We start from the raw sequence: 26,995 nt of genomic DNA, 5'->3' as shown, positions 1-26,995 counted from the left end.
GATACCGGCTGAACGCCGCGCTGTGGGTAGATAGCCCTGTCACGCAGGGGGGGGTCGCCGTCATGGTGGAGCTGTTGAATCACGAGTTGCTCGAGACGTTGCACGACGGTGCTCGCAGCAGCGTCTACCTCGGCCGGAAGAAGAGCACCGGCAAGATGTGCGTCATCAAGGTCGCGCGCAAGGGCGTCAATGGCACCCGCAACGTGGCGATCCTGAAGCGCCAGTACGAGATCACGAAGCACCTCGACCTCGACGGGGTCGTCCGGGTCCACGAGCTCGAGGTCCGGCTCGATTACGCCGCGCTCGTCATGGAGTACTTCGCCGGTCGTTCGCTGCGGGCGATCATCGACGGCAATGGGCAGGGCGTCGGCCTCGCGCAGGCGGTGAGGATAGCGCTCCAGCTCGCGGACACGCTCGGGGCGATCCATGAGCGGAACATCGTCCACAAGGACATCAAGCCGAGCAACATCATCGTCGACAGCGACGTGCGCACGTCGAAGCTCACGGACTTCTCGATCGCCTCGCTCCTGCCCGGGGAGCGCGCGGCGGTGGTCGACCCCTGGTCGGTCGGCGAGGGCACGCTGCAGTACATCTCGCCCGAGCAGACGGGCCGGATGAACCGGTCGATCGACTTCCGCTCGGACTATTACTCCCTCGGGGTCACGCTCTACGAGCTCACGACGAGGCGCCTCCCCTTCGAGACGACGGATCCGCTGGAGCTCGTGCACCATCACATCGCGAAGACGCCTATCGCGCCGCACCTGATCCGGCCGGCGATCCCGGAGGCGCTCTCCCGGGTGATCATGAAGCTGCTCTCGAAGACGGCGGAGGAGCGGTATCAGAGCACCTTCGGCCTGAAGGCCGATCTGAAGGCCTGCCTCGACATGCTGGAGCACGGCGCGCCGGCGGCGGACTTCGTCCCTGGGAGGAGGGACAAGCCCACGCGGCTCCAGATCTCGCAGAAGCTGTACGGCCGGCAGAGCGAGGTCGGCGTGTTGATGGCGGCCTTCAGGGACATCAGCGGGTCTGGGCCGGAGGCCGCGGAGGGTGGCCGGTCGGAGCTCGTCCTCGTGGCCGGCTACTCCGGCGTGGGCAAGTCAGCGGTCGTCAACGAGATCCACAAGCCGATCGCGAAGGAGGCGGGTTACTTCGCCGCCGGCAAGTTCGACCAGTTCACGCGCAACGTCCCGTATGCGGCCGTGCTCGCGGCGCTGCGGGAGATCGTCCGGCAGATCCTGACCGAGACCAGGAATGAGCTTGCCGACTGGAGGGCCCGGATCCTCGCGGCGGTCTCTCCGAACGGGCGGGTCATCGCCGAGGTGATCCCGGAGATCGAGCTCATCATCGGCGAGCAGCCGCCCGTCCCGGCGCTGGGCTCGATGGAGACGCGGAACCGCTTCAACCTGACGTTCCGGAACTTCATCGGCGCGATCGCGCTGAAGACGCGGGCGCTCGTCTTGTTCCTCGACGATCTCCAGTGGGCCGACACGGGGTCCCTGAACCTGATCAGCGTGCTCCTGGAGGACCCGGACATCCGTCATCTCTTGCTGATCGGGTCGTACCGGGACAACGAGGTCGACGACGCGCACCCGCTGACGATGATGCTGAGCGCGCTCCGGAAGAGCGAGGCGCGCGTGCGCACGATCACGCTCACGCCGCTCGGGCCCGATCACGTCAACCAGCTCGTGTCGGACACGCTCGACGCGCCTCGGGAGGAGTGTCGCGAGCTCTCGGGTGCCATCTTCGCCAAGGCGCACGGGAACCCGTTCTTCACCATCCAGTACCTCGAGAGCGTCTGCCGCGAAGGCCACCTGCGCTTCAGCTCCGAGACGGGCGCCTGGCGATGGAACATCGCCGACATCCAGCGGATGGAGGTCGCGGACAACGTCGTCGACCTGATGGTCCGCCGGATACAGGGCCTGGGTGAGGCGACGCAACGGGTCTTGAAGCTCGCCGCGTGCATCGGCAATCAATTCGATCTGAGGATGCTCGCCCTCATCCACCAGAAGAACCGGCGCGCCACCGACGAGGACCTGTGGGGCGCGCTGGACGCAGGGCTCGTCGTGCCCGTCGACGGCGAGTACGGGATCGCGCGCTTCCTCGACGACGCGGACGAGGACGCTGTCACGTTCAAGTTCCTCCACGACCGCGTGCAGCAGGCGGCTTACAAGCTGCTCCCGGAGGGCGAGCAGAAGCGGATCCACCTGGAGCTGGGGCGGCTCATGCTCGGAGAGAGCCCTCCCGCGTCCGTCGAGGAGCGGATCTACGACATCGTGATGCACCTCAACATGGGGGCAGAGATGATCGTGGACAGGCGCGAGCGCGAGGAGGCCGCGACGCTCAACCTGAGGGCCGGGCAGAAGGCGAGGCGCTCCACGGCCTACGGCCCCGGGGTGCAGTGCCTCCGCGCCGCCGCGGCGTTCCTGCCTGAGGACTCGTGGGAGACGAACCACGAGCTGTCGCTCACGATCTACACGGATCTCGTCGAGCTGGAATACCTGACGATCAACTTCGACCGCGCGGAGGCGTGCGCGAAGATCGTCGTGGACCATGCAAGGGACGTACTGGAAAAGATCCGGGTCTACGAGACCCGTATTCAATTCCACGTGTCGCAGCATCGACTGGCGGATGCTCTCGATATCGCCCTGGCTGTGCTCGCCATGCTTGAGGTGCCGCTCTGCGAGGCGCCGCCCGTCGACATCGACATACCTCGCCTGGCGGAGCTGCCGGTGCTCGCCGATCGGAGGATGCTCGCCGCGAACCGGATCCTCGTCTCTGCCTTTCCAGCGGCCGTCCTGACAAAGCCCCACGTCGTCCCATTGATCGCATTCACCATGATGGGAATATGCGTACAGCACGGGATCTCACCCTCCGCGGCATACGCCTTCGCGATCTACGGCCATATTCAGTGTAGCGTGATGAACAATATAGATCATGGGTTCGCGCTCGGCCAGCTCGCGATCGATCTCACTCATCGCTTCGGGGCGATCGAGCTCGAACCCAAGATCTACACCCTCCATTACATCGCGATTCATCACTGGAAGCGGCACCTGAAGGAGACCATCGAACCGGCGCGCCACGCGGTCCAGGTAGGGCTAGAGACAGGAGACATCGAATATGCCGGATACAGCTCCTGCCAGCACCCCACATACTCCTTATTTACTGGGGAGGACCTGGGAACGACCGAGCAGCGAATGACACATGCTATCGAGCTCGCGCTGAAGCTCAAGCAGCAGTATCCGCTGTATTATGTAAAAATCTGGAAGCAGCTCGTGCGCAGCCTCCGAGATCCATCTGCGGAGAAGCTGCGGCTGGTCGGCGAGAGCTTCGACGAAACGTCGATGATCCCTTGTCTCGAGCACAACAGGACATCGCTGTTTTGCCTGCACCTCGCGAAGGGCATGATGCTCTACTATTTCGGCGAGCCAAAGCTCGCCTACGAGTGCCTTCGCGCCGGAGAGGAGTACCAGGATGCGGTGGGGTTTGCCACCGTCGTGGAACAGAACCTCTACAGCTCGCTCTCGGTCCTCGCCGCGTTCGATCGACTCTCGAAGGAGGAGCAAGACGCGGCGCTCGCCAAGGTCGACGCGAACCAGCAGAAGCTAGGGATGTGGGCACACCACGCTCCGGAGAACAGCCAGCACAAGCACGACCTGGTGAGCGCGGAGCTGGCCCGCGTGGGGCGCTCGATGATCGAGGCGATGGCCCTCTATGATCGCGCGATCGAGGGAGCTCGACAGCACGGATACATCCAGGAAGAGGCGCTAGGGTGTGAACTTGCGTCGTCGTTCTACCGGGGGATGGGTCGGAGCGAGATCGCTCAGCACTACATGACGATGGCCTACCGGGGCTATGCTCTGTGGGGCGCTGATGCGAAGTGCCAGAGCCTCGTCGCTGCGTTCCCTCATCTGAGGCTCGAGGGGGGGCCAGATCCATCGACGTCGGTGACGGTGACCTCCACCCACGATGACGCGGTCCTGGATCTGCTCAGCGTGGTCAAGGCGTCGCAGGCCGTGGCGAGCGAGATCGTCCTGGAGAGGCTCCTGGAGAACCTCATGACGATCGTGCTGGAGAACGTCGGCGCGCAGTCCGGCATCCTGGCTCTGGCGCATGGCGATGCCCTCCTCGTCGAGGTGGAAGGGACCTTTCAGCCAAAGCAAGTTCACGTGCTCAGGTCCGCGCCCGTCGTCTCGTTCAGCAGAGCACCGCTGTCGATCATCAGCTACGTGCAGCGTACCCAGAAGGCCATCCTGCTGGACAACGCGGCGGAGGAGGCCAGGTTCTCTGCCGACCCTTACATCCGAGAGATGCGTCCGAAGTCGGTCATCTGCGCCCCGATCATACGTCAGAATCGGCTCGTCGGCGTGCTCTATCTCGAGAACAACCTGTCCACCGGCGTGTTCACGCAGAGTCGCCTCGATCTCCTGAAGCTCCTCTCGACGCAGATCGCGATCTCCATCGAGAATGCAAAGCTCTACGAGAGGCTCGAGCAGGCGGTCGCTGCGCGCACGGAGGAGCTCCGGCTGTCCAACGAGCAGCTCCGCGACGTCAACGGCCAGCTGCAGGTGGAGCTGGGCGAGCGGGTCCGGCTGCAGGAAGAGCGCGTCCAGATGCAGGAAGCCATCATTCAGACGCAGCGGGATCGGCTCTTCGAGCTATCAACGCCCTGCATACCGATCACCGATCAGGTCATGGTGATGCCGATCATCGGAACCATCGATGAAAAACGGGCTGCACAGATGATTGAAACCGCGATGCAAGGGGTCGCGTCCAGCTCTGCCAAGGTCGTGATCGTCGACGTCACGGGGGTCAAGAGCGTGGACACAAGCGTCGCGAGCAGGCTGATGAGCTTGGCCCAGGCGGTGGGACTGCTCGGAAGCAAGGCTATTTTGACGGGGCTCCGCCCTGCGGTGGCGCAGAGCTTGGTCGCGCTCGGCGTGGACCTCGGCTCGATAGAGACCCGCTCCAATCTCAAGGCAGGTATCGCCTACGCGATGCGGCGGACGGCGACGAGATTGCACGCGTAGGGCGCCCCCTTTCTCACAGCGCGCCCCGTGACGCCGGCCGATCCCCGCAAGCGCACGCGCCGGTAGCCCCCCCTTGCCTTCATCCAGCGCGCACGATCAAACTTTCTAGTCCGGAGTAGCGACCGGCTTCGAGCGCCCAGCGCTGATTCCCGGCGATCATGGCGTCGGCCGCGTCCAGGTAGAGGCGGATCTCGTCGTCCGCCCAGAGCGCGAGCGCCTTCTCCCTCACGTCCTGGTACTCCGCCACCCGACGATCGTGCATGTGCTTGAGCCGCTCGATCGCCTCTTCCAGCGTGCTGACGCATTCGTTCCGAAGAACGACGATCAGGTTGTGCGTCTCGCCGTTGCTCAGCTCCTTCCCGAGCGAGAAGTAGTCGTTCGTCCAGCAGAGGATGTCATTACATATATCGCGAACGGTCTGAATCAATGGGTGCTGGACGACCTCGAGCGGCAGCGGCCGTTCGAGCAGCAGCTCGAGCAGGTCGCAGTAGGTATAGACCGCTCCGCTGTAGCGCCGCATCATCAAATATTCTTCAAGTTGCGGCACCCTCACCTGCTTTCGGTTGTTCGCCTCCCACAGGTTGGCCTCGTAATAGTACTGAAAGTGCGAGAGCCATCGATTCAGGAAGAAATGCGGATGGCTGCGTCGGATACGCTCACGTACATCGAGCATCCCACGCGTCAGGGGGTCGCTCATGTCCGCTTCGGTGTACCCGAAGAGCTCACCCAGGTATTTCTCATTGAGCCACTCGACGGACTCCGGGTCCGCGCTGAGCTGCCCCTCGTCGTACGCGTCATCCAGAAGGAACAGCGCGGCAGTGAAGTCGGACGCCAGCTGGAGCGTCTGCGTGCTCGCGGACGGAAAGAGCCATGCCGCCAGCTGGGAGAAGTTCGTCGCCTTGAGACGCGAAAGCGACCGACCGTCTGGCACCAGACGCAACCGGCGAACCCACGCCAGGGTCCTTTGCTCCGCGACCTCTCTCCCGGGGTGACACGACGCAGCAAATGGATATTCGAATACACCAGCATCGCGCTTGCTGACGACAACGCTAGTTCGATCGGATGACATGACAAGCTCCGCCACAAGACGATTCCATGGGATAGAGACGTCCTCACGACGACAGCATGGTCCTACCAGATCCCCTGGAGGACCGGCGACTCACGCGTGGCGGTCGTCGAGATGGGGATCACCTCGATGGGCAGCGCCACCGGGGAGCGTGTGTTGAGAGCCGCTTGCCACTCGAGGCGATCGGTACGAAGCACGATGCGGTGGCATCGACGCAGGAGCTCCTCCAGCGCAATGCGGGCCTGCACCCTGGCCAGGAAGACCCCGAGGCAGAAGTGGGCACCATGGCCGAATGCCAGGTTGGCCTGATCGCCACGCTCTGGGTTGAAGCGGTCCGGCTCCTGAAACCTCGCCTCGTCGCGCAGCCCCGAGCTTATGAGCAGCGCGACCACGGCGTGGGCGGGCAGACGCGTACCGCCGAGCTCCGTCTCGGTGAGGGTCAGTCGCATCGTGGCGTGCACAGGAGCCTCGAAACGCAGGACCTCCTCGATGAAATGCGGGATGAGCGCCGGCTCCGCACGAAGGCGATCCATCCACATCGGACGCTGGGCGAGGATCAAGACCATATGGGTCATCAGCGATGTCGACGTTTCGAGCCCTGCCACGAGGAGCAGCGAGAGGAGGGACACGAGGTCCTGGTCCGTGATCCCATCGTCGTCCCTCCGAGACCGGAGCAGCTCACTTACCAGGTCGTTCTCCAACCGCCGCCGGCGGCTCGCCAGTAGGCCCAGCATGTACTGCTCCATCTCATCGATGGTCCTACGTACCGCGGCGATCCGCGCATGATCTTCTGGAGGTATGACACCAACGATGACCAGGTCAGTCGCCCATCGCTTGAAGTGCTCCTCCAGCCCTGGATCAAATCCGATCAACCTGGCGAGGACGCTGACCTGCGCGCGGCTCGCGAACTCGGAGATGAACTCGGCGACACGACGCTGCACCAGGCCGTCCGCGAGCCGCGCGGCCATGGATCGCATGTGGTGCTCCAGCGTGCTCACCATGTTGGCCGTGAACGCACGGCTGCTGAGGCTGCGCAGCTGTCCGTGCCGCGGCGGGTCCGCGAGGATCATGGATCCGGACAAAGGATTTTGACGCCTCAGGTAAGGAGGCTCGGTGGCCATGCGAAGCCCCGCGGACGAGAACACCTGCGTGTTCTTGAACGCCGCCACGATGTCATCATACCGCGTGACCACCCACATCCCGTTGGGGTCCACCTGACACACGGGCGACTCGCGGCGCAGCGCCGCGTAGAAGGGGTACGGGTTCTCTCGGACCTCGGGGGCAAACAAGTTCAGTCGACTCATCGCGCTCTTCCTGTGGCTGTGGCGAAGGCAGGACGCAGCCGCACCGCCATGGCGGCACGCGTCGATCGGCCTAAGTGTGGTGTTGCCTCGGATGACGCGCTGGGCGACGCGATGGCGTCGATTCGGTGCTGCCTTGAGGCAGCTGGTCCCTAGCGCTGATAAGGAGCACGCAACGGGACCCGCAAGCCGCGTTTCCGCGATGCTCCAGCGCGTGGCCACCTGGGCGCATCTCCCGCGAGCAGGGCGCTGAACAGCCGCCACGCGGTCCGAGCCAACGCTCGGCGTCCGCACGACACGGCTGCACTCCTCGGTCGTCGCTGCGCTCGCCAGGATGCGAGCATGCGACTCACGAGCGCCTAGACTGCTTCCAGGGCATCTCCCGGTGCATCATGAGACCAGAGCAAGCGAGAGAGCCGCTAGGCTCTCTTCATGGCTGCAGGGGTCCGATGGTTCGTGGGTGCTCCTCCATCTGATGACAGCATCCTATACCATGCGGACGAATGCGCAACTGTATTCTTATTTGCGGACTTCACACGACGACCTCGTCGTGTTCGAAACTTCACGGACAACGAATCTTCCAACGCTTCAATACGATGGCCGAGCCGCCACAACATGCCGCGTGAATAAAAATACATTTGAGCGTCCGCGACCTGCGCGCCTCCAGCACGCGCCGAGAACATCTACTGCCCCCGGGCGACACCTCGATGGCCATCCGATAGAGATGCGTTGCGATCGATGAGCGCAATGATCTCTGGATGATCTACGTCATCTTTCGTGGGCGACTGTGCAGCAATGCAAGATGCAGTCGACTCGGGTTTCATTCGTGAACGTATAGCGCATGACCCGGAGCCGCCCCCGCTACGCTCCGGATGGAGCGAGCCGTGGAGACGAGAACACTGCAGGCATGCGTCGGCCCGGACGCCCGCCGCGTCGGCCTGGGATGCTGATGGCGAAGTAATGCACCATCGATGTGACGTGCATTGCAGTAATGCACGGCCGCACGAGGGTGCTCCTGCGCGCTATGCAAAATGAACGCCTCGCTCGGGCCGACCACGGTCACGCGTGCCGGCATCGTCGACGAGGATGCGCGTCGCTCGATGTCACGCTCGGCTCGATCTCGTGACCTCGAAAGAGGGCGCTTCTCCCTGGAACCACACCTCCTCCGGAGGCGCGCCGACCCACGCCGGAGGCGCGTTCAGGATCGGGTGTCGCGCTCTGGACACGTCCGGATCGTGCTCAGGGAGAGCCGCAGTCGTGCTCAGGGTGCGCCCTGCCCTGAACCGCTGAACAGCGGCCAGCGACGAGAACCGCCCCCGCCTTGACGATGCGACCGATCGGTCATATGACTGACCGGTCGCATGCCGAAGAGCACGTTCTTTGGGTTGCCCGAGGAGCGGCGGGACCGCCTCGTGCGCGAGGCGATCGCCGAGTTCGCGGATCGCCCCTACGCCGAGGCCTCGCTCTCGCAGATCGCGCGCCGCGCCCGCATCCCCAAGGGGAGCTTCTATCAGTACTTCGAGGACAAGCTCGATCTCTACCGGTGGCTCCTCACGGAGGAGGTGCCGCGGCAGAAGCGCGCGTTCCTCGGCGCCGCGTGCCTGGAGGGGGACTTCTGGGCTCGCCTGGAGGTCCACATCGAGCGCGGCATGGCGTTCCTCGTGGAGCACCCGCGCCTCGCCCGCCTGTCCGCCGCGGCGGCCGACCCGACAGCGACGGTCGAGGTCCGCGGCCTCCACAAGGCCATCTGCGAGGCCGGCGCCGCGGAGCTCCGGGCCCTCCTCGAGGAGGGGATCGCGAGCGGCGCCGTCCGGTCCAACGACACGAGCCTCGAGGTGGCGACCCGGCTGGTCGCCGCCGTCATCGGCCCCGGGCTGACCGAGGCGGTGCTCCAGGAGCTCGGGGCCGAGCTCCACGACGTGCTGGCCTTCGACGCGCTGCGAAAGCAGCTCGGCCCGAAGCGCCGCCGTCGCCTCGCCCAGCAGGCGGTCCAGTTCATCCAGCGCGGCCTCGGCGCGAACACTGCGTGATTCCACCAGGAAAGGGAGCTTCATGATCACCTACGACTTCGCCGGACGGGTCGCCCTCATCACCGGGGGCACCTCGGGCATCGGCCTCGCGACCGCGCGCGCGTTCGCGCGAGGAGGCGCGCGCGTCGCCATCGCCGCGCGCGACGGCGACGCCGGGCAGCGGGCCTGCGCCGCGCTGGAGCGAGAGGGCGCGCCGGCGCTGTTCGTCCAGACCGACGTGCGGGACGACGCCTCGATGAAGCGCGCCGTGGAAGAGACGATGAGCCGCTTCGATCGGCTCGATTTCGCGGCGAACTGCGCGGGCATCGGCGGCGACATGGCCCGGATCGAGCGCGCCGATCAGGCGGTGTGGGACGACGTCATGGCGACCAACGCCCGCGGGATCTGGCTGGCCATGCGGCACGAGATCCCGGCCATGCTGGCGTCGGGCGGGGGCGCCATCGTCAACATGAGCTCCATCTACGGCGTCGCCGGGAAGGCGGCGCACCACGCCTACGTCGCGTCCAAGCACGCGGTCCTCGGGATGACGCGCTCGGTGGCGCTCGAGGTGGCGCCGCTCGGGATCCGCGTGAACGCCCTCTGCGCCGGCGTCACCCGCACGCCCGCCATGCAGCAGGCAGAGGCGCTCGCGCCCGAGCTGGTGCAGGCGCTGGTGGCGCAGCACCCGATGGCGCGGATGGCCACCGAGGACGAGATCGCCGGCGCCGCGCTGTGGCTGTGCTCGGAGGGCGCGGGCTACGTGACCGGCGCGGCGGTCCCGGTCGACGGCGGCTTCCTGGCCGCGTGACCGCGCCGATTGCGCAGGCCTCGGCCGTCTGTTAGAGAGCACGGCTGACGCAAGAGGAGAGTGCTCCGGTGAAGATCAACTCCTGAATCGGTCTCCGTCGCAGGTAGCGAGCGCGACAGGTGGCATCCCTGCCTCCCTGGCCGCGCGAGGCAGCCTGCCCGTCCCGTGACCGGGCCATGTGGCCCTCTGGATTCAGGAGCTCGTATGTCGTCGTTGCGCGCGCAGCGCCTCTCCTTCTCTTATTCCGACGCGTCCGCGATCCTCGCGGACGTCGATCTGTGCCTGACCCCCGGGTGGTACGGGATCGTCGGGCCGAACGGCGCCGGCAAGACCACGCTCCTCCGGCTCTTCGCCGGCGAGCTCGCGCCCGAGGCAGGGAGCTTGCGGCTCGATCCGCGGGGCGCGACCATCGCGGTTTGCCCGCAGGCCGTGGAGCACGCCGACGCGGCCATCCATGCGCTGGCCGACGCCGAGGACGGCGCCGCGCGCAGGTTGCGCGGCGAGCTCCTCCTGGATCCGGCGGAGCTCGGGCGCTGGGCCACGCTGTCGCCCGGCGAGCGCAAGCGGTGGCAGATCGGCGCGGCGCTCGCCGCGGCGCCGGACCTGCTCCTGCTCGACGAGCCGACGAACCACATCGACGCGGACGCGCGGGCGCTGCTCGCCGGCGCGCTCGCCGGGTTCCAGGGGATCGGGGCGTGCGTCTCGCACGATCGCGAGCTCCTCGACGCGCTGACCACCGGCACGATCCGCGTCGAGCGGGCCGCGGCGAGGCTCTATCCCGGCGGGTACAGCGCGGCGAAGGCGCTCTGGGAGGCCGAGGCGCGCGGGCGCGAGGAGGCGCACCAGCGGATGCGCGCCGAGGAGCGGCAGCTCCGCCGCCGCCTCGGCGAGGAGCGGCGGGCGCAGGCAGCGGCCGACGCGGACCGGAGCACGAAGCGGCGCATGAAGGGCCCGCGCGACAGCGACGCCCGGGGCCTGCTCGCGGACTTCCGCGTGTCATCGGCCGAAACGCGGCTGTCGCGCAACGTCGGCGTGACCCGGCGCAAGCTCGAGAAGGCGTCGGCCGAGGCGGGAGAGGTCGAGCTCGAGAAGGCGGTGGGCCGCAGCGTGTTCGTCGACTACGAGCGATCGCCCGCGCCGTGGCTCTTCGTGCTCGACGCGCCCCGGATCCGCGCCGGCGGCGAGAGCGACGGCCGGACCCTGCTGCGGGACGTGCGGCTCGCGGTCGGCCGCGAGGACCGCATCCGGATCGCGGGCCCGAACGGCGCCGGCAAGACCACGCTGGTGAACGCGCTGCTCGCCGGCGCGCGCGTGCCGGCGGACAAGGTGCTCCATGTGCCGCAGGAGCTCGGCGAGGCGGAGCAGCAGGCGCTCCTCGCGAGGGCGCGGCGCCTCCCTCCGGACGAGCGCGGGCGGGTGATGTCGCTGGTGGCCGCGCTCGGCGTGGAGCCGGGGCCGCTGCTCGGGTCGGCGCGGCCGTCGCCCGGCGAGGCGCGCAAGCTGATGATCGCGCTGGGCCTCGGGCAGCACGCGTGGGCGCTCGTGCTGGACGAGCCGACCAACCACCTCGACCTGCCCTCGATCGAGCGGCTGGAGCGCGCCCTCGCCGACTACCCGGGGGCGCTGCTCCTCGTCACGCACGACAGGGCGTTCGGGCGGAGCTGCACGTCGATCCTCTGGACGGTGGCCGGCGGAGAGGTGCGGGTGTCGTCCGACGACGCCGGCGCGTGATCCGCGCCGGCGTCATCGCGATCGTGCTGTCAGCGCAGCGCGGCGCTCACTCGATGGCCGGCTTGCCGCCCATCTCCTTCAGCACGGCGTCCGCGCCCGACACCGCGTCCATCACCCACTCCATGTAGCGGTAATCGACGTGGATGGTCCGGGTGATCGACGGCATGAACAGCCAGTCGGACGCCATCGCCTCGTAGTTGCCGTCGAAGGCGAGGCCCACGAGCTCGCCGCGCGCGTTCAGCGTGGCAGAGCCGGAGTTGCCGTTCGTGATGTCGAGATCGCTCAGGAAGCAGACAGGCACCTCGCCGAGGTCCTTGTCCACGTACGGGCCGAACCGCTTCTCGCGCGCCGCCTCGAGCAGGGTCGCCGGGGTGTTGAACGGCGCCTTGTCGGTGCTCTTCTTCACGACCTCGCTGAGGGTGGTGAACGGGCGATACGCCGGCTTGTTGGCCTCCGGGCGGTAGCCTCGCACGGTGCCGTACGTGATGCGGAGCGTGCCGTTCGCGTCGGGCGCCAGGAGGCCGCCCCGGTACACGCGGAGCGCCTCGACGAAGCGCGGCTTCACGAGGCTCATCGCCCCGGCGTAGGCCTTGTCCCGCGCCTCGATGGCCTTGTCGACAGGCGCGAGCTCGAGCGCCAGGCGGATCATCGGATCCCGGCTCGCCTGGAGCTCCTCGAGCGTCGCCGTCTTGAGGAGCTTGATCCGGGTCGCCGCGTCCTCGAGCCCCGTCTTCTCGTAGAGCGCGTCGATCGCGGCGGCGACGCCGGCCTCCGTCGGCGCCTGCCCGCCCGCGAGGCTCCCGAGCAGCGCGGGCCTGTCCTTCGGATCGAGCTGCAGCGCGCGCTTCGTGGCCAGCTTGAAGGTGCTCCGATCGAGCGCGCGGTCGTACGACTTCTGCAGCGACGCCTGCGCCTGCTCGAGGCGCTCCCAGTTGCGCTGCTGGTACTCGGCCTCGCGCTCGGCGTCGGCCTTCGGCCGCTCCTCCGCCATGCGCACGATGGTGACCGCGGCGTCGAGGAGCCTCGCCGACGAGGCGATCTCCGACACGGCCGCGTCATGGTCGCGCGTCGCCCGCTGCTCGGCGTGCAGCGCGGCGATCCGCTCGATCGCGCCGCCGTAGGCCGCCTTGCGCTCCGGGTCGGCGTCGATCCAGGCCTTGAGGTCGGCCTCCTGCTTGGCCTTCTCCTTGGCCAGGCCGCCCTGGACCAGCCCGTCGAGCAGGCCGCGCGTCTTGAGCAGGTAATTGGCGTAGCCCTGGATGGTCGGCTCCGCCTTGATCCGCAGGGCCGGGTCGTTCTTGCCGAGCTCCTCCAGGAGGGCGATCGACTCCTCGTAGAACGACACCCGCTTCGGGTATAGCCATGAGACCGCGGACTCGACCTCTGCCGCGGTCCGGAGCCGGTTCGTCGTACCCGGGTAGCCGGCGACCATCACGAGGTCGCCCTGGTGGAGCGGCGACGACGCGAGCTTCAGGTGGTGCGCGGGACGGTAAGGCACGTTGTCCTCGGCGTGGGCCGCAGGCCGGTTGTCCTTGCCGACATAGGCCCTGAAGAAGGCGAAATCGCCGGTGTGGCGCGGCCAGCGCCAGTTGTCGATGTCCCCGCCGAAGTTGCCGATCGCCTCCTGCGGGACATAGACGATGCGAACATCCTTGATCTCCAGCTGCTCGATCAAGGAAACCTGGCCACCGCCGAAGTACTCGGCGACGGAGCAGCGGATCTCGGGGCGCCCCTCCTCGCACGCCGTAACGAGCTGCTTCTTGCGCTTCTCGATCTCGTCGTAGCGCTCGAGATCACCCTGGATCGCCTCGATGCCGCGCCGCACCTCGGCGGTGACATCGCGGAACGCGCGGGTCACGAGCACGCGCGCGGTGGGGCCGGCCCATCGCTCCTCGGCGCGGGATTTCGCGAGGTAGCCGTTCGTCAGGAGGTCCTGCTCCGGGGTGGAGTTGTACTGGAGCGCCCGGGTCGAACAGTGGTGGTTCGTGGCGATGAGCCCATCGGGCGAGACGAACGAGGCCGAGCAGCCGCCCAGGCTCACCACCGCGCCGAGCGGGGACGCCGTGGGATCGGCGAGCGACTCGGGATCGATCTCGAGCCCGAGCGCCTTGAGCTGGTCCTTGTGCTGCGCCATCTGCTCCGGCATCCACATCCCGCCGGGGTTCTCGAAGGGCGCCCCCTGACCGGGCTCGGAGCCCGGTGGCCTGGTATCGCCCGCTTGCGGCCGCTCCGAGCCGCAGCCCGGCGCGAACGCGGAGACCGCGAACAACGCCAGGAGCGTATGACTACGTAGAGAGGAGTGAGACATGCGGTGTTGTTACCATCGTCGGTAGACAGTGCAACCACACACCAACTTTCTAGTGATACGAGACACAGTAGAATGAGCCTCCTGCGGGCCGATGCGTTCCATGCGTGATGATGGACACCGGATCTCATCGATGTTCGTGGAGGCGAGCTTCGCCTGCTTCAGCGGGCTTGTCGGGACTTCATGTTCTGTGCGCCGGGCGGCCGGACTGGCATCCACGGCATTCCGGACAAGGCGCGCGCGGGGTGGTGGGGGAATACCCCCACCCTGACGGAAGGATGGAAGAGATGATGGAACCGCCAAGGCGCCAAAAGACGCCAAGAAAAATACAAAAAATTTTGGCGTCTTATGGCGCCTTGGCGGCTCCAAAGCCCTCCACCTTCGGTGGAAGTCCCCGCCACAGCGCGCAGGGGGACGCCGCGCCAGGGCGGCGCGGGGGTCTATCGAGCAGCGGGGGCGATGTGGCTCAGTCGACCTGGTGAGCCCGGAACGCGGTGACGGCCCCGTGGGTCTCCAGGCAGCGGTGGATCCAGGCGGCGTCGCGCGCGCGCACGGCGATGAGCCGGACGTTGCCGGAGCCGTCGAGCGCCTGGAGGCCCTGGAAGCCGACAAGCGCTGCTTCCTGGAGCGTCATCACCTGCGCGCCTGTCTCGCTCAGGACCTCGTCGCTGAGCAGGCCGGCGCCGTCGGATCCCTCGGCGAGGTGCACCTCGAACACGGTCATCATGCGGCCATGGTCGCCGGGCGGCGCCGCGCCGACAAGGGTCGTCGTGCGAGGCGGGTCGCCCCCTGCACCGCTGGCCAGCGGCCTCGCGCTCGGTCGCGCCCTGTCACGCCTTGCCGCGCTCCTCGCGCTCGGTCGCGCCCTGTCACGCCTTGCCGGCGGCCTCGCGCTTCGTCTCGAGCTCCTCCCAGCGGCTGACCAGGCGCGCCGCCTCCTGCTTGGCGCGCTCGAGCTCCGAGAGCAGCGCCGCCACGTCCGCGCCGCGGCTCGCGTAGAGCGTCGGGTCGGCGAGCTTCGCCTCGAGCTCGGCGACCTTCTGCTCGGCCGCGTCGATCTTCCCGACGATGCCGTCGAGCTCGGAGCGCTCGGCGTACGTGAGCTTCGGCGCGCCGCCTGCCTTCGCGGCGGCCTTCGCCGGCGCCGCCGCCGGCCGGGCCTCCGCCGCCTGGGCCTTCGCGGCCCGCGCCTCGGCCTCCGTCTCGAGCGCGGCGTTCGCGCGCTGCTCGCGGTAGGCGTCGTAGTTGCCCGCGTACCGCACGACCCGGCCGTCGCCCTCGAACGCGAGGATCGAGGTCGCCACCCGGTTCAGGAACCAGCGGTCGTGGGTCACGACGAGCGCCGAGCCGTCGAGCTCGATGAGCATCTCCTCGAGCGCGGCGAGGGTCATCACGTCGAGATCGTTCGTGGGCTCGTCGAGGATGATCACGTTGACGCTCTGGGTGAGCATCTTCGCCAGGGCGACCCGCGCCCGCTCGCCGCCGGAGAGCGAGCCCACCGGCTGCCGCGCCTTGTTCGGATCGAACAGGAACCGCTCCAGGTAGCTGCGCACGTCCATGGATCGGCCGCCCACCTCGACGCGCGTGTGCGAGCCCGCGATGTTCTCGAAGATCGATTTGTCGAGGTCGAGCCCGCTCCTGTGCTGGTCGAAGTAGGCGACGCTCGAGTTCTTTCCGAGCACGACCTCGCCTTCCATGCGGGGCCCCTCGGCGGCGGCGCCGTCGCCTTCGGCGCCGAGCTGGCCGAGGATCGCGCGGAGCATCGTGGTCTTGCCCGTGCCGTTGCGGCCGACGATGCCGACGCGCTCGCCCTTGGTCAGGGTGAAGTCGAGGCCGCGCACGAGCCATTTGCCGTCGAGCGAGAGGCCGAGCTTCTTCAGCTCGAGGATGGTCTTGCCGGTGCGCACCGACTCGACCGAGAGCTGCGCGGTCCGCTCGGCCTTGGGCGGCGGCGCGCTCTTGGTCGTCTCGGCGCGCTGGATGCGGGCCTTCTGCTTGCCGGTGCGCGCCTTCGGCTGCCGCCTGAGCCACTCGAGCTCGGTGCGCAGGAAGTTCTGCCGGTTCGACTCGGTGCGCGCCTCGAGCGCGAGGCGCTCGGCCTTCTGCTCGAGGTACTCCTCGTAGCCGCCGTCGTAGCTGTAGACCTTGCCCTTGTCGATCTCGAGGGTGCGCTCCGCGACGCGGTCGAGCAGGTAGCGGTCGTGGGTGATGAGGAGGAGCGCGCCGGGGTGCTCCTCGACGAGGTAGCGCTCGAGCCACTCGACGGTCTCGACGTCGAGGTGGTTGCTGGGCTCGTCGAGCACGGCGAGGGCGGGCCGCGACACGAGGAGGCGGGCGAGCGCGACGCGCCTGCGGTCGCCGCCGCTGAGCACGCTCATGGGCGCGTCGGGCCGGGTGACGCCGACGTGGCCGATGATGGCGTCGACCTGGTGCATCATGTCCCACCCGCCCAGCCGCTCGACGTCGGCCCCGGCCTCGGCCTGCTCGGCGAGGAGCGCCTCGGCGTCCCCCGAGCCGGCCGCGAGCGCCCGGCTCACCTCGTCGTGGCGGGCCTTGGCGGCGTGCCACGCGGAGAGCCCGGCGAGCACCACGTCGCGCGCGGTGTCGGTCGGCTCGAAGACCGGATCCTGCGAGAGGACGCCGATCTCGGCGCCGCGGCGGCGCGCGATGGTGCCGCTGTCGGCCTGCTCGACCCCGGCGAGGATGCGGGCGAGCGTGCTCTTGCCGGAGCCGTTGACGCCGACCAGGCCCACGCGCTCGCCCGTGCGGATGTTGACCGAGACGCCGTCGAGGATCGTCTGGGGACCGAAGGATTTGTGGAGATCGTGAGCGGTGAGGACGGGCACAGGGCGCGGAGCTTAGCGCAGCCGGGGGTGCATGGGCCGGCTTTGCTGGGCCCGTGACGGATGGTTCCGGCCCCCAGGGGGCGCGGCGCCGCCCCAGCCCTGATGGGGGGAGGGCGGGTGTGTCGTGTTCTGCGACGAGCGGCGGAAAGGCGCTCAAGGCAAGCTCTTCTGTGCTGATCCGATGAATCGTCATTTTCGGGATCGCCCGGGCGCGAGACGAAGGGTTCTCCCCGGTGGCAGAGGGCGCCGACGCGACCCATCTTCGCGATCCACGCTACCAGGCTGGCGCGTTCTGTCGCGCAGCGCTGTCGCGCGGCGGAGACGTGTTGAAGGAGCAGTGCTCGCAAGGAAGAAAGGAGGCGCAGGATGCGAGATCGATTCGACAGGGACACAGGCTATGGACGAAATGAGCCCGGTTGGGATCGGCGCTACAGAGACGACCGGGGCCATTTCACCGAGCGCGGCTATCCTCGCGACGAGCGCCGCAGCGCGGGCCCGAGCTACGATCACGGGGCCGCGCCGCGCGACGGCCGCGATTGGGGCCGCGAGCCCCCTCGTACCGTTGGGCCCACGACGCACCGCGACCCCATGGGCCGCGCTCTCGGCGACGGTCGCTTCGCCAGCAGCGACAATCGTCACGGTGACGAGGAGCGCGGCTGGGCCCACGACGACCGCGGTGGCGATCACGTCGGCGGCCGCGATGACAGCCGCAGCTTCGGCGGCAATCCCCTTCCCGCCGTGGGCAGCGCATACAACTTCAATCTCGGCGGCGCCTATTACCTCGGCATGACCCGCGTCGTGAACCCTGATTACGGTCCCGATGCGGCCTTGGGCGGCGGCGCGTACGGCGGCGAGAGCCACGATCACCGCGAATCCGGCCACTCGGCGCTAGAGGGCGTCGGCCACGCGCTCGGCGAGATCGGAGATCGCGTGCGCAGAGCGCTCGGCCGCGGACCGAAGGGCTACAAACGCTCGGACGCGCGCATCCAGGAGGACATCTGCGAGGTGCTCTCGGGGCGCAACGACATCGACGTGAGCGACGTCACGGTCCAGGTGGAGAACAACGAGGTCATCCTCGAGGGCACAGTGCCCCAGCGCCACCACAAGCGCATCATCGAGCTCGTCGCCGAGGGCACGCGGGGCGTCGAAGACGTGCACAACAGGATCCGGGTCCAGCGAGCGATGGAGTCGACGACCCGCTCGACCGCCACAACGGGCACGATGGGTGAGGCCGCGCTGGCGGGCACGCAGCAGGGGGCGCCACGCCCGACGGCGAGCCACACGGCCCGGATCTGAGCCCGCGCGCTGGCGCCTATCGCACGAGGTGCTGAGGGCCTGCCGATGCGGAGGGCGCCGCGGCGCCCGGCCTGGCGCCTGCCGCGCCCAGCGGCGCCGCCGAGGGCGCCGCGCCGGCGTCGCGCGCGGGCGCCCCCGCGCCGCCCGTCTCACCTTCGGCCGCGACGAACCGGACCCGACCGAACCGCCGCGCCCTGTGGAAGTTCCCCTCCCCCAGGATGGGCGACCACGCCGCCCCGCCGTTGTTCTGCATGGCGTAGAAGTTCATCCGCCACGCGTCCCCCGGCGCCGGCGGCGCGGCCTTCGCCTTCGCGAACGAGCTCCACGGGATCTTCGCCTCGACAACATACCCCCGGTCCTCGTCCGAGTCGTCGTCGAGCGTCCCTCCCAGCGCGACCGCGCTCGCGAGCCCCGCGCTCCACTCCTCATGACCGAAAGGCCCGCTCGGGCCGCCCCTTGGAGCGTTGTAGTCGTCGAACTGCGAGTCGAAGACGAGGTTCTGAGGGTTTATCTGGATTTCGTAATAGTCTTTATTATCTCCGTCTCCGTCCGGATCGATCATCACCTCGACGGTATCCCGCTCCCACAGGTGCGGATCCCGCGCGCCCTCGGGGAACCCGCCGGTGAGCGTCCTGTCGCTGACGTCGAATCCGACGTAGAGGAACCCGTCGTCCCAGAGCAGCCGCGCCTCGCCCTGCGTCGGCAGCGACCGATCCTCGCGGCCCGTGCCCACGTTGACGAACGGGCCTGTCGTCGCCGCGGCCTGCCACGCCGGCTCGTCGAGGCGGCCGTCGATGACGATCGCCGCGCCGGGCGCGAGCTTGCGCACCGAGAGCTCTTTCACGAGAGCAGGCGGTCGTCTCTGACTCTGCCCGGCGCCCGCGCCGCTGCTCGCCGGCGCTGGCGAGCGACCCGTCGCCCCGGACGGCGCCGCCTCCTGCTCGCCCCCGCCGCCCCGGGAGCACGCGGCGGCGAAGGCCACGGCGACAAGCGCGAGCGCCCGCGCGCGAGCGTGCGCGCCGTGCGCACCGTCAGCAACGCGCCGCCGGCCGCAGGGCCCGCGCACGCGGCCGCCGCTACTTCCGCCCCTTCTTGCGGGCGTCGCGCTCGCGCTTGCGCTGCGCCTTCTTCGCGTTGCGCTCGGAGGCGCTGAGCGTCTTCATCTTCGTCATGTTCGGGCCCCCGGCGCCGGCGCCCGGGAAGCCGCCCATGCCCGGCATCCCCAGCCCGGGCATCCCCATGCCCGGGAAGCCCATCCCCGGAAAGCCCATGCCCGGCATCCCCCCCATCCCGGGCAGGCCGCCGCCGGCCATCATCTGCTTCTGCATCTCCCGCATGTTCTTGGCCATGGCCATCTGCTTCATGCCGGGGATCTTGCCCATGAGGCCCATGTTCTGGCCGAGGCCGCTCATCATCTGGCGCATGAACAGGAACTTCTGGACGAGCTCGCTCACGGCCTCGGGCTTCGAGCCCGAGCCCTTCGCGATGCGCTCGACCCGCTTCGGCTCGCGGACCAGCGCGTACGGGTCGCTCTTCTCGAAGCGGGTCATCGACTGGATGATCGCCTCGATGCGGACGAGCTCCCGGTCGTCGAGGTTCACGTCCTGGGGCAGGCCGCCCGGGAACATGCCGCCGAGGGGCAGCTTGTCGACGAGATCCTTCAGCGATCCCATCTTCTGGATCATCCGCACCTGATCGAGGAAGTCCTCGAGCGTGAAGTCGCCCTGGAGCATCCGCGCGGCGTCCTTCTCGGCCTTCTTCTGGTCGACGACCTCCTCGAAGTCCTGCATGAGGCCGACGACGTCGCCCATGCCGAGGATGCGGCTCGCCATGCCGTCGGCGCGGAACGGCTCGAACTTGTCCGTCGTCTCGCCGATGCCGGTGAAGAGCACGGGCGCGCCCGTCACCTCCTTGATGCTGAGCGCCGCGCCGCCGCGGGCGTCGCCGTCGAGCTTCGTCAGCACGACGCCGCCGATCGACAGCCGCTCGTTGAAGCCGCGCGCCGTCTTCACGGCGTCCTGGCCGATCATCGCGTCGACCACGAGGAAGATGTTCTCGGGCTTGGTCGCGTCCTTGATCTGCGCGAGCTCCTGCATGAGCGGCTCGTCGATCGCGAGGCGGCCGGCGGTGTCGTAGATGATGACGTCACGGCCGAGCCGCTTCGCCTCGCCGCGGGCGGCGGCGCAGATGGCGACCGGCGACTCGCCCGGGATGTTGAACACGGGGATCTTGAGCGACTCGCCGAGGACCTTGAGCTGCTCGACGGCCGCGGGGCGCTGCATGTCGGCCGCGACGAGCAGCGGCTTCTTCCCCTGCTTCTCGAGGTAGCGCGAGAGCTTCGCGCAGCTCGTCGTCTTCCCGGAGCCCTGGAGGCCGACCATCATGATGCCCGTGGGCCCGCCCTCGGCCCAGGCGATCTCGTCGCCCTCGTGGGTCATCATCGCCTCGAGCTCGTCGTGGCAGATCTTGATGAAGTGGTCGCTCGCCGAGACCTGGTGGACCTCGCCGGCGTGCTTCACGCGCGTCTCCAGGGTGCGGCCGACCGCGGCCTCCTTGACCCGGGCAAGGAACGCCTTGACCACCCCGATCTCGACGTCCGCCTCGAGCAGGCTGAGCCTTACCTCGCGGAGCGCGACGTCGATGTTGCCCGCGGTGAGCTCCGTGAGCCCGGCGAGGCGGTTTCTGGCCTGACGAAAGCCCCGTGTCAGCGTGTCGAACATGGCAGGGCGGGTCTTAGCACAGGGGACCGCGAGCGCGGATGCCCTTGCCCTCTTCAAAACGCCGCACGCCGCGCGGCGCGGGCGCGGCCGGCGCCCCTCCCCGGGGGGCGCGCGGCGCGGGCGCCTCGGGCGACGCGGACGCGGCCTCGGCCGACGCGGGCGCCGTCGACGCGGCCTCGGCCGACGCGGGCGCCGTCGACGCGGGCGCCGTCGACGCGGCCCGTCACATCCCGCGTCGGCCCGAGCGGCGGAGGATCGCGAGCGCCTCGGCGCACCTCGGCATGACCTCGGCGCTCTCCTTGACCTTGGCGTCCGCCGCGGCGAGATCCGCCAGCGCGCCTGGCCCGGCGGCCCCGTCGGGCGCCTCGAGCAGGGCGCGGACGCGCGCCTCGGCGGCCGTCGCGTCGAGCAGCAGGCGGTAGGCCCGCGCGCACGTGTCCCTGGCGCTCGCGGCGGGCGGCGTCGATGCGGGCTGGCGCTCGAGCTCCGCCAGCAGCGCCTCGCGCGCTTCGCGCGGCTCGCTCGGCGCATCGCGGAGGACGTCGATCGCATGCAGGAGCGCGTCCGCCTCCTGCTGCTCGGCCGACCGGCCGCACCCGGGCGCCGCCAGGACGATGGCGACGGCGGCGAGCGCCGCGGCGATCCGCTTCCCTGGAGCGATCCGCCGGACGGCCGTCCCAGCTGCGCCCGCCGTCCCTGCTGCGCCTGCCGCCCCTGCCGCCTTCGCTGTCCCTGCTGCGCCTGCCGCCCCTGCGCTGCCCGTCGCGCCGGGCCTCGTCGTCACGCTGGGTGCCCTCAGTCGGCCGGCTTCGCGGGCGGACCCATCTGGATGCGCTCGCCGAGGTAGGAGCCGATCAGCGTGAAGAGCACGCCGATGAGCGCCATGATCACGTACATGAACAGCGGCATCGTCCGGACGGTCTGGCTGTGCAGGAGGTAGAACACGGTCGGGATCGCGACGAGGAACGACGCGACGACCGGCTCGAGGAACGTCTTGCCGGGCGAGATCATGCCGAGGAGGACGCCGCCGATGAACCAGACGGGGATGGCGACGATCATCCCGTTCGACCCCTCGAAGTCGAGCTGCTGCACGATCATGGGAAGGCCGCCGACGAGGGCCGCGGTGAGCACGCTCTGCAGGACGAGGGCGATGAGGCACCAGAGGATCGAGAAGCCCTCCTGCTGGTAGCGGCGGTGGCGATCGAGCTCGGAGTCGCGGAAAGGCGCGAGCGAGCCCATCCTGGCGCCGCACGCGATGCAGCGCCCGCTCGCCGTCACGGAGGCGTTGTTCGCGCCGCATGACGGGCACACGATGGAGCTGTCGTTCTTCGAGGGCATCGCGGCTAGGCTAGGCAAGGCGCCGCTTGCGGGCAAGCGCGCGGCGCGGCCCCCTGCGCCGCGGCCGGGCGAGCGTGCGACGAGCTCGAGGGCAGCCCGAGAGGGCGGTGGGCCGCTCGACGGTGCGTGCGGCGCCTCGCGACCACGCCGGCCCATGGGAGGGTGCCGCCCCCGACGCCCCCCGGCGCGTGTCCGGGCGCCGGCGCGGCGATCGCGTCGCGCGGTTCCTGATGGGCGAAGGCACGGGCTAGACTCGGAGCCCCGCCGACGGACGCTCGCGCGGCGGGGCTCCCGCCGGCTGGCGCGAGCCACGCAAGAGGCGCACGAATGGGCCTGGACGCGACCGTGATGTGCAGATGTTGGCTCGACGGGACGACGCGGACGCCGCCCCCGCACGCGGAGCACGTGGGGTTCGATGACGATGGGCAGCTTTGCCTGACGCTCCCCGAGGAGCGTCAGGACGCGCACGACGCGTTCTATGCATGGATGGAGGACTGCTGCCCGCACCCACGCATGTGCCTCGCCGCCGAGTGGATCTCGAACTGGGCAGGTCTCAGGGCGTTCCAGGCGGCGCTCGATCGGATCGGCTGGCAGCATTTCCCGACGCTGCAGGCCGAGCTGCCGGCGGCGAACGGCGGCATGATGCTGGCCGAAGCCAGCGCGCAGGCGCTGGGAGAGCTCGCGCGGTTCGCCGAGCTCGTCGCCTCCGTCCGCTCGGCCTTCCTTGTCGATTCCGAGACCGGCGATGAGCTCTATGACTTCATTCCGCAGTACGACGGCATCTTCATCATGAGCGGCTCGGAGCAGATCGACCTCGGCTTCGACGTGAATGGCTTCTTCGTTCAGAGCCGCGAAGCGCCGTCCTGCGAGCTGTTTCGCGCCCTGCGCGTCGCGCAGATCCTGCTGGAGCCCGAGCGCACCGAGGCCCACGAGGACGGCCGCGTGCTGCTCCGGAACCTCGACACGGGACGCGAATTCGAGTCCAGGATCGCCGTTCCCGGCGGGTGCATTCCTTGGCCCGACGGTCGAATGCAGGACGATAGAGGGCGCGTCCGCTCGGCGTATCCGCGCTCCTTCCACGTGAAGCAGCGCGCGCTGGGCATCGCCGATTTCGAGCAGATCCTCGGCTCCCTGCGGCGGGTCTTCGAGGCCTCGGTGGCCACGGGCAACCCGGTGTGCTGGTGCTGAGCTCGCGCACGCACGCCGGGAGCGTGTCGTTCGCCCGTGTCTCGCGCGCCGCGCCCGACGTCCTGCGCGCCCAGGTCCGCCACGCCCGAGCCCGCTCCTCCCCTCGTCCGAGGACCGGCGAGACGGCGGTGCACCGCGGCCGGCGCTCCGGCTATATACTCGACGAAGCGTGCCCACCGACCCGACCTCGACCCTGGAATCCATGACGTCCGGCCCGCGCGGCCCGGGCGGCGATGGCCTCGACGTGGCGGGGCCCGATCCGGAGCTGCTCGCGCTGCCGTCGCCCCCGAAGCAGGAGCGCACGGTCACGGTGGCGCTGATGGCGGCGACCGCGATCGCCGCGCTGTGGATGGCCGTCGCGCTCCTCGGGGAGGCGCGTTACGCGCTGTCGCCGGGCCAGCCGACGGACGTGGGAGAGCTCGCGTCGCTGCGGCCGCAGGCGGACCTCGCCAACCGCTACGTGCGGGCCGTCGGCCTGCTCGGGACGCGCGGCGCGATCCGGTACGGGCGCGCCGCGGAGGGCGACTCGTTCCGGCTGGCGCCGGTGGCGGGCAACCCGGGGCTGTGGGTGGAGATCCGGGTGCCGGAGGGGTTCGAGGGCCCGCGCTTCGTCCCGCCGAGCACGTTCGCGGGGCGGCTCGTGCCGTTCAAGAGCGCGGGCATCCGGCACGCGCGGCTGGCCGCCGAGGTGGAGGAGCAGGCGGGGACGGCCGTGACGGACGACGCCTGGATGCTCATCGACGGCAGCTCGCCGCGCGCGTCGCGCTGGGCGGTCGCGCTCGTCGCGCTGTTCGTGGGGTTCGCGGGCTGGAACCTGGTCGGCATCGCGCGGGTGCTCCACCGCGTGCGGGACGCGAGGGACGCGCGCCGCGCTTCTTGACGCGCTCGCGGCAGGGGAGCAGGACGCTCCCGCCCACCGATGCCCAAGGTCACCTTCGTCAACGAGCACAGGACGGTCGAGACCTCGCCGGGTCGTCTCCTCAGCGACATCGCGGCCGAGCTCGGGATAGCGGTCTGCCGCGAGGCGTTCCGGGGCACCGGCATCGGCGATTACACGTGCTGGGTGAAGGGGGAGCCCGGCGCGACGTCGCCCCCGACGTTCCTGGAGAAGCTGCTCGGCGCGCGCGGCCAGCGGCGGATGGCGAACAGGACGCGCGTGCTCGGCGACGTGCAGGTGTGGACCCAGGCCGGCCCTGGCAACAGGCTGCGCGCGCCGCGGCCGATCGCGCCGCCGCCGAGCCCGGCGACGGATCCGGAGGCCCCGCGCAAGCCGATCGACGCGAGCGGCAGCGCGGCCTTCCCGTACGGCGATCCGCGCGCGGTCGGCCACGGCAAGCGCGAGCCGATCGCGGCGGGCGCGCTCGAGGCGAAGGCCGCGAAGGAGAAGAAGGCGAAGGCGGCCCCGGCGAAGGCGGCGGAGGGCGCGGCGCCGGAGGCTGCGGCGGAGGGCGCGGCACCCAAGGCCGCAAAGGCGCCGAAGGCTGCTGCAAAGGCGCCGAAGGAAGCGGCGCCCGACGCCGCCAAGGCACCAGAGGCCACGCTGCCAGACCCTGCCGCCAAGGCGCCGGAGGCCGCGGCGAAGACACCCGAGGCCGTGGCGAAGACGCCGGAGGGCGCGGTGCCAGAGCCCGCCACCATGGCGCCGGAAGCTGTGGCTCAGACGCCGAAGGGCGTGGTGCCGGAGCCTGCAGCGAATGCGATGGAGATCGCGACCCCCGACGCCGCAAAGGCGCCAGAAGCCCCGGAACCCGAGGCCGCGACAAAGGCGCCCGAACCTGCAACGGCAGCCAAGGAGACCGGCGAAGGGCCGTCGGAGTAGCGATCATTGCGCGCACACGCCGCGCTGACGCGAGCGGAGGCGGCGGCGTCTAGGGGCCTGTTGGCTCGAAGCTCCTCGCGCGTCTGACGCCTTGTACCAGGGCGTGAATATGTTCAAGGCGCTGAAGCGGCTTCGTCGAAAGGATTGAGGAGCTGCACGCCGGTACACGCGATGTCACAGCTGTTGCGGGTGACCAGGATGAGGTTGTGCACAAGGGCCGTGGCGGCGAAGAGGCCATCGGCGAAGGCGCACGCCCCGACGCCGCCCCGCGGTCGCTCGTCGGTAAATCCTCCCCTGCGCTGAAACATCCCGCGAAGCAGCCCCCGCTCCCATGTCGCAGTGCGCCGCGCTCGCTGCGCTCCAGGTTGTGTGGCTGCCCTCGGCGCCCGGCGTGCTATGCACGCGCCAATGAGCGACGTGGTGATGATCGGCGGCGGCGTGGCCGGGTGCGCCTCGGCGCTGGCCCTGGCGCGGCGCGGGCTGTCTGTCCGCGTCCTCGAGCGCAACCAGGGCGAGGGCGCTTCCTGGGCGGCGGCAGGGATCATCGGCCCCCAGCTCGAGGCCACGGACGACGGCCCCCTCGCGCGGCTCTGCCTCGCGAGCCGCGCCCTGTACGCGGAGCTCGCCGGGTCGCTCATCGAGGCGACGGGGATCGACGTCGGGTACCGGCAGAGCGGCGCCCTCCGCGTGGCGTTCACCGCTGAAGGACGTGAAGAGATCGCGCGCGAGCTCGCGTGGCAGCGGGAAGCCGGCCTCGCCGTCGAGATCTGCGACGGCGACGGGGCGCGCGCGCACGCGCCGGCCCTCTGCGACGAGGTCGCCGGCGGCGCGTGGCTCGCCGACGAGGCGCGCATCGATCCGCCGTCGCTCATGCGCGCGCTGCGCATCGCGGCGGAGCGCGCGGGCGTGCAGTTCAGCACGGGGGCGACCGTGCGGCGCATCGTGGTCGAGCGGGAGCACGCGCGCGGCGCGCAGCTCGAGGACGGGACGAAGGTCGAGGCGCGCTGGACGGTGCTCGCCGCCGGGAGCTGGTCGTCGCTGCTGGAGGCGTCGGGCCTCGCGCCCTCGGCGGTGCGCCCGGCGCGCGGGCAGATCGTCGAGCTCACGCCGGCGACGCCGGTGCTCTCGCAGGTCGTCTACGGCCCCGGCTGCTACCTGTCGCCGCGCGACGACGGGCGCGTGCTCGTCGGCGCGACCACGGAGTTCGCCGGCTACGTCACCGCGGTGACGTCGCGCGCCGTGCGCGACCTCCTGACCGCGGCGCTCCGGCTCGTGCCCGCGCTCGGCGACGCGCCGATCGGCAGGACGTGGGCCGGCCTCCGGCCCCACCCGAAGGACGCGCTGCCGATCCTCGGCGAGGGGGAGATCGCGAATCTCATCTTCGCGACAGGGCACTTCCGCAACGGCGTGCTGCTCGCCCCCGTGACCGCGAAGATCGTGGCGGCGTTGATCGCCGGAGAGGAGCCGCCGCTCGATCTGTCGCCCTTCTCGGCCAGGCGGGCCGGCATCGCCGGCTGAGCGCCGCCCGCGCAGCTCGGGCC

18 protein-coding genes are annotated in these 26,995 nt (G+C 69.6%); 9 read left to right on the top strand and 9 right to left on the bottom strand.

Features of this window, described 5'->3' with window-relative positions:
• Positions 1–65 precede the first annotated feature (65 nt).
• Complete coding sequence (locus WMF14_RS46115) at positions 66–5,027, top strand: AAA family ATPase (protein ID WP_437804417.1); 4,962 nt, start codon at positions 66–68, stop codon at positions 5,025–5,027.
• A gap of 79 nt (positions 5,028–5,106) precedes the next feature.
• Here WMF14_RS46115 and WMF14_RS46110 read toward each other — a convergent pair whose 3' ends face one another.
• Positions 5,107–6,096 (bottom strand): terpene synthase family protein, encoded by a 990-nt coding sequence (locus tag WMF14_RS46110; RefSeq protein WP_437797020.1) that lies wholly within the window; start codon positions 6,094–6,096, stop codon positions 5,107–5,109.
• A gap of 62 nt (positions 6,097–6,158) precedes the next feature.
• Entirely contained in the window at positions 6,159–7,397 is a 1,239-nt protein-coding gene (locus WMF14_RS46105) for a cytochrome P450 (protein ID WP_437797018.1), read from the bottom strand.
• A gap of 1,358 nt (positions 7,398–8,755) precedes the next feature.
• On the opposite strand from WMF14_RS46105, the gene WMF14_RS46100 reads away from it, so the two are divergent.
• The 3 genes from WMF14_RS46100 to WMF14_RS46090 all read left to right on the top strand — a co-directional run bounded on the left by WMF14_RS46100 (position 8,756) and on the right by WMF14_RS46090 (position 11,942).
• On the top strand, positions 8,756–9,424 hold the full coding sequence (locus tag WMF14_RS46100; RefSeq protein ID WP_437797016.1) for a TetR/AcrR family transcriptional regulator: 669 nt from the start codon (positions 8,756–8,758) through the stop codon (positions 9,422–9,424).
• 22 nt (positions 9,425–9,446) lie between these two features.
• Positions 9,447–10,211 carry an SDR family NAD(P)-dependent oxidoreductase gene (locus WMF14_RS46095; protein WP_437797014.1) on the top strand — a complete coding sequence of 255 codons (765 nt, stop codon included), beginning with the start codon at positions 9,447–9,449 and terminating at the stop codon, positions 10,209–10,211.
• Positions 10,212–10,415: 204 nt separating this feature from the next.
• Positions 10,416–11,942, top strand: a complete 1,527-nt coding sequence (locus WMF14_RS46090) for an ATP-binding cassette domain-containing protein (RefSeq protein ID WP_437797012.1) — start codon at positions 10,416–10,418, stop codon at positions 11,940–11,942.
• A 46-nt stretch (positions 11,943–11,988) separates the two neighbouring features.
• Here WMF14_RS46090 and WMF14_RS46085 read toward each other — a convergent pair whose 3' ends face one another.
• The 3 genes from WMF14_RS46085 to WMF14_RS46075 all read right to left on the bottom strand — a co-directional run bounded on the left by WMF14_RS46085 (position 11,989) and on the right by WMF14_RS46075 (position 17,093).
• Positions 11,989–14,211 (bottom strand): S46 family peptidase, encoded by a 2,223-nt coding sequence (locus WMF14_RS46085; protein ID WP_437797010.1) that lies wholly within the window; start codon positions 14,209–14,211, stop codon positions 11,989–11,991.
• 502 nt (positions 14,212–14,713) lie between these two features.
• The gene (locus WMF14_RS46080) at positions 14,714–14,974 is read right to left on the bottom strand and encodes a hypothetical protein (protein WP_437797008.1); all 261 of its coding nucleotides are present in this window, start codon (positions 14,972–14,974) and stop codon (positions 14,714–14,716) included.
• A 142-nt stretch (positions 14,975–15,116) separates the two neighbouring features.
• Positions 15,117–17,093 carry an ABC-F family ATP-binding cassette domain-containing protein gene (locus tag WMF14_RS46075; protein ID WP_437797006.1) on the bottom strand — a complete coding sequence of 659 codons (1,977 nt, stop codon included), beginning with the start codon at positions 17,091–17,093 and terminating at the stop codon, positions 15,117–15,119.
• A 366-nt stretch (positions 17,094–17,459) separates the two neighbouring features.
• Between WMF14_RS46075 and WMF14_RS46070 the strand changes: the two genes are divergently transcribed.
• Positions 17,460–18,389, top strand: coding sequence for a BON domain-containing protein (locus WMF14_RS46070; protein WP_437797004.1), 930 nt, complete (start codon positions 17,460–17,462; stop codon positions 18,387–18,389).
• A 16-nt stretch (positions 18,390–18,405) separates the two neighbouring features.
• Here WMF14_RS46070 and WMF14_RS46065 read toward each other — a convergent pair whose 3' ends face one another.
• The 4 genes from WMF14_RS46065 to WMF14_RS46050 all read right to left on the bottom strand — a co-directional run bounded on the left by WMF14_RS46065 (position 18,406) and on the right by WMF14_RS46050 (position 22,447).
• Complete coding sequence (locus WMF14_RS46065; protein WP_437797002.1) at positions 18,406–19,218, bottom strand: carbohydrate-binding family 9-like protein; 813 nt, start codon at positions 19,216–19,218, stop codon at positions 18,406–18,408.
• A gap of 247 nt (positions 19,219–19,465) precedes the next feature.
• Positions 19,466–21,109 carry a signal recognition particle protein gene (gene ffh / locus WMF14_RS46060; protein WP_437797001.1) on the bottom strand — a complete coding sequence of 548 codons (1,644 nt, stop codon included), beginning with the start codon at positions 21,107–21,109 and terminating at the stop codon, positions 19,466–19,468.
• A gap of 223 nt (positions 21,110–21,332) precedes the next feature.
• Entirely contained in the window at positions 21,333–21,893 is a 561-nt protein-coding gene (locus WMF14_RS46055) for a hypothetical protein (protein ID WP_437796999.1), read from the bottom strand.
• Positions 21,894–21,904: 11 nt separating this feature from the next.
• Positions 21,905–22,447 (bottom strand): hypothetical protein, encoded by a 543-nt coding sequence (locus WMF14_RS46050; RefSeq protein ID WP_044967211.1) that lies wholly within the window; start codon positions 22,445–22,447, stop codon positions 21,905–21,907.
• Between the two features lie 327 nt (positions 22,448–22,774).
• Between WMF14_RS46050 and WMF14_RS46045 the strand changes: the two genes are divergently transcribed.
• From WMF14_RS46045 to thiO, 4 genes are all read left to right on the top strand, one after another.
• Complete coding sequence (locus tag WMF14_RS46045) at positions 22,775–23,635, top strand: hypothetical protein (RefSeq protein WP_437796998.1); 861 nt, start codon at positions 22,775–22,777, stop codon at positions 23,633–23,635.
• A gap of 169 nt (positions 23,636–23,804) precedes the next feature.
• A complete protein-coding gene (locus tag WMF14_RS46040) occupies positions 23,805–24,515 on the top strand; it encodes a hypothetical protein (protein ID WP_437796996.1) in 711 nt (236 codons plus the stop codon).
• Between the two features lie 39 nt (positions 24,516–24,554).
• Positions 24,555–25,454, top strand: a complete 900-nt coding sequence (locus tag WMF14_RS46035) for a hypothetical protein (protein WP_437796994.1) — start codon at positions 24,555–24,557, stop codon at positions 25,452–25,454.
• A gap of 408 nt (positions 25,455–25,862) precedes the next feature.
• Positions 25,863–26,972: a glycine oxidase ThiO gene (gene thiO / locus WMF14_RS46030; protein ID WP_437796993.1), complete on the top strand. Its 1,110-nt coding sequence runs from the start codon at positions 25,863–25,865 to the stop codon at positions 26,970–26,972.
• Positions 26,973–26,995: the final 23 nt, after the last annotated feature.

Source organism: Sorangium sp. So ce693 (genome assembly GCF_051521375.1).
In the GTDB taxonomy this organism is placed as follows: domain Bacteria; phylum Myxococcota_A; class Polyangia; order Polyangiales; family Polyangiaceae; genus Sorangium; species Sorangium atrum.
This window is presented reverse-complemented; position numbering and strand designations above follow the sequence as displayed.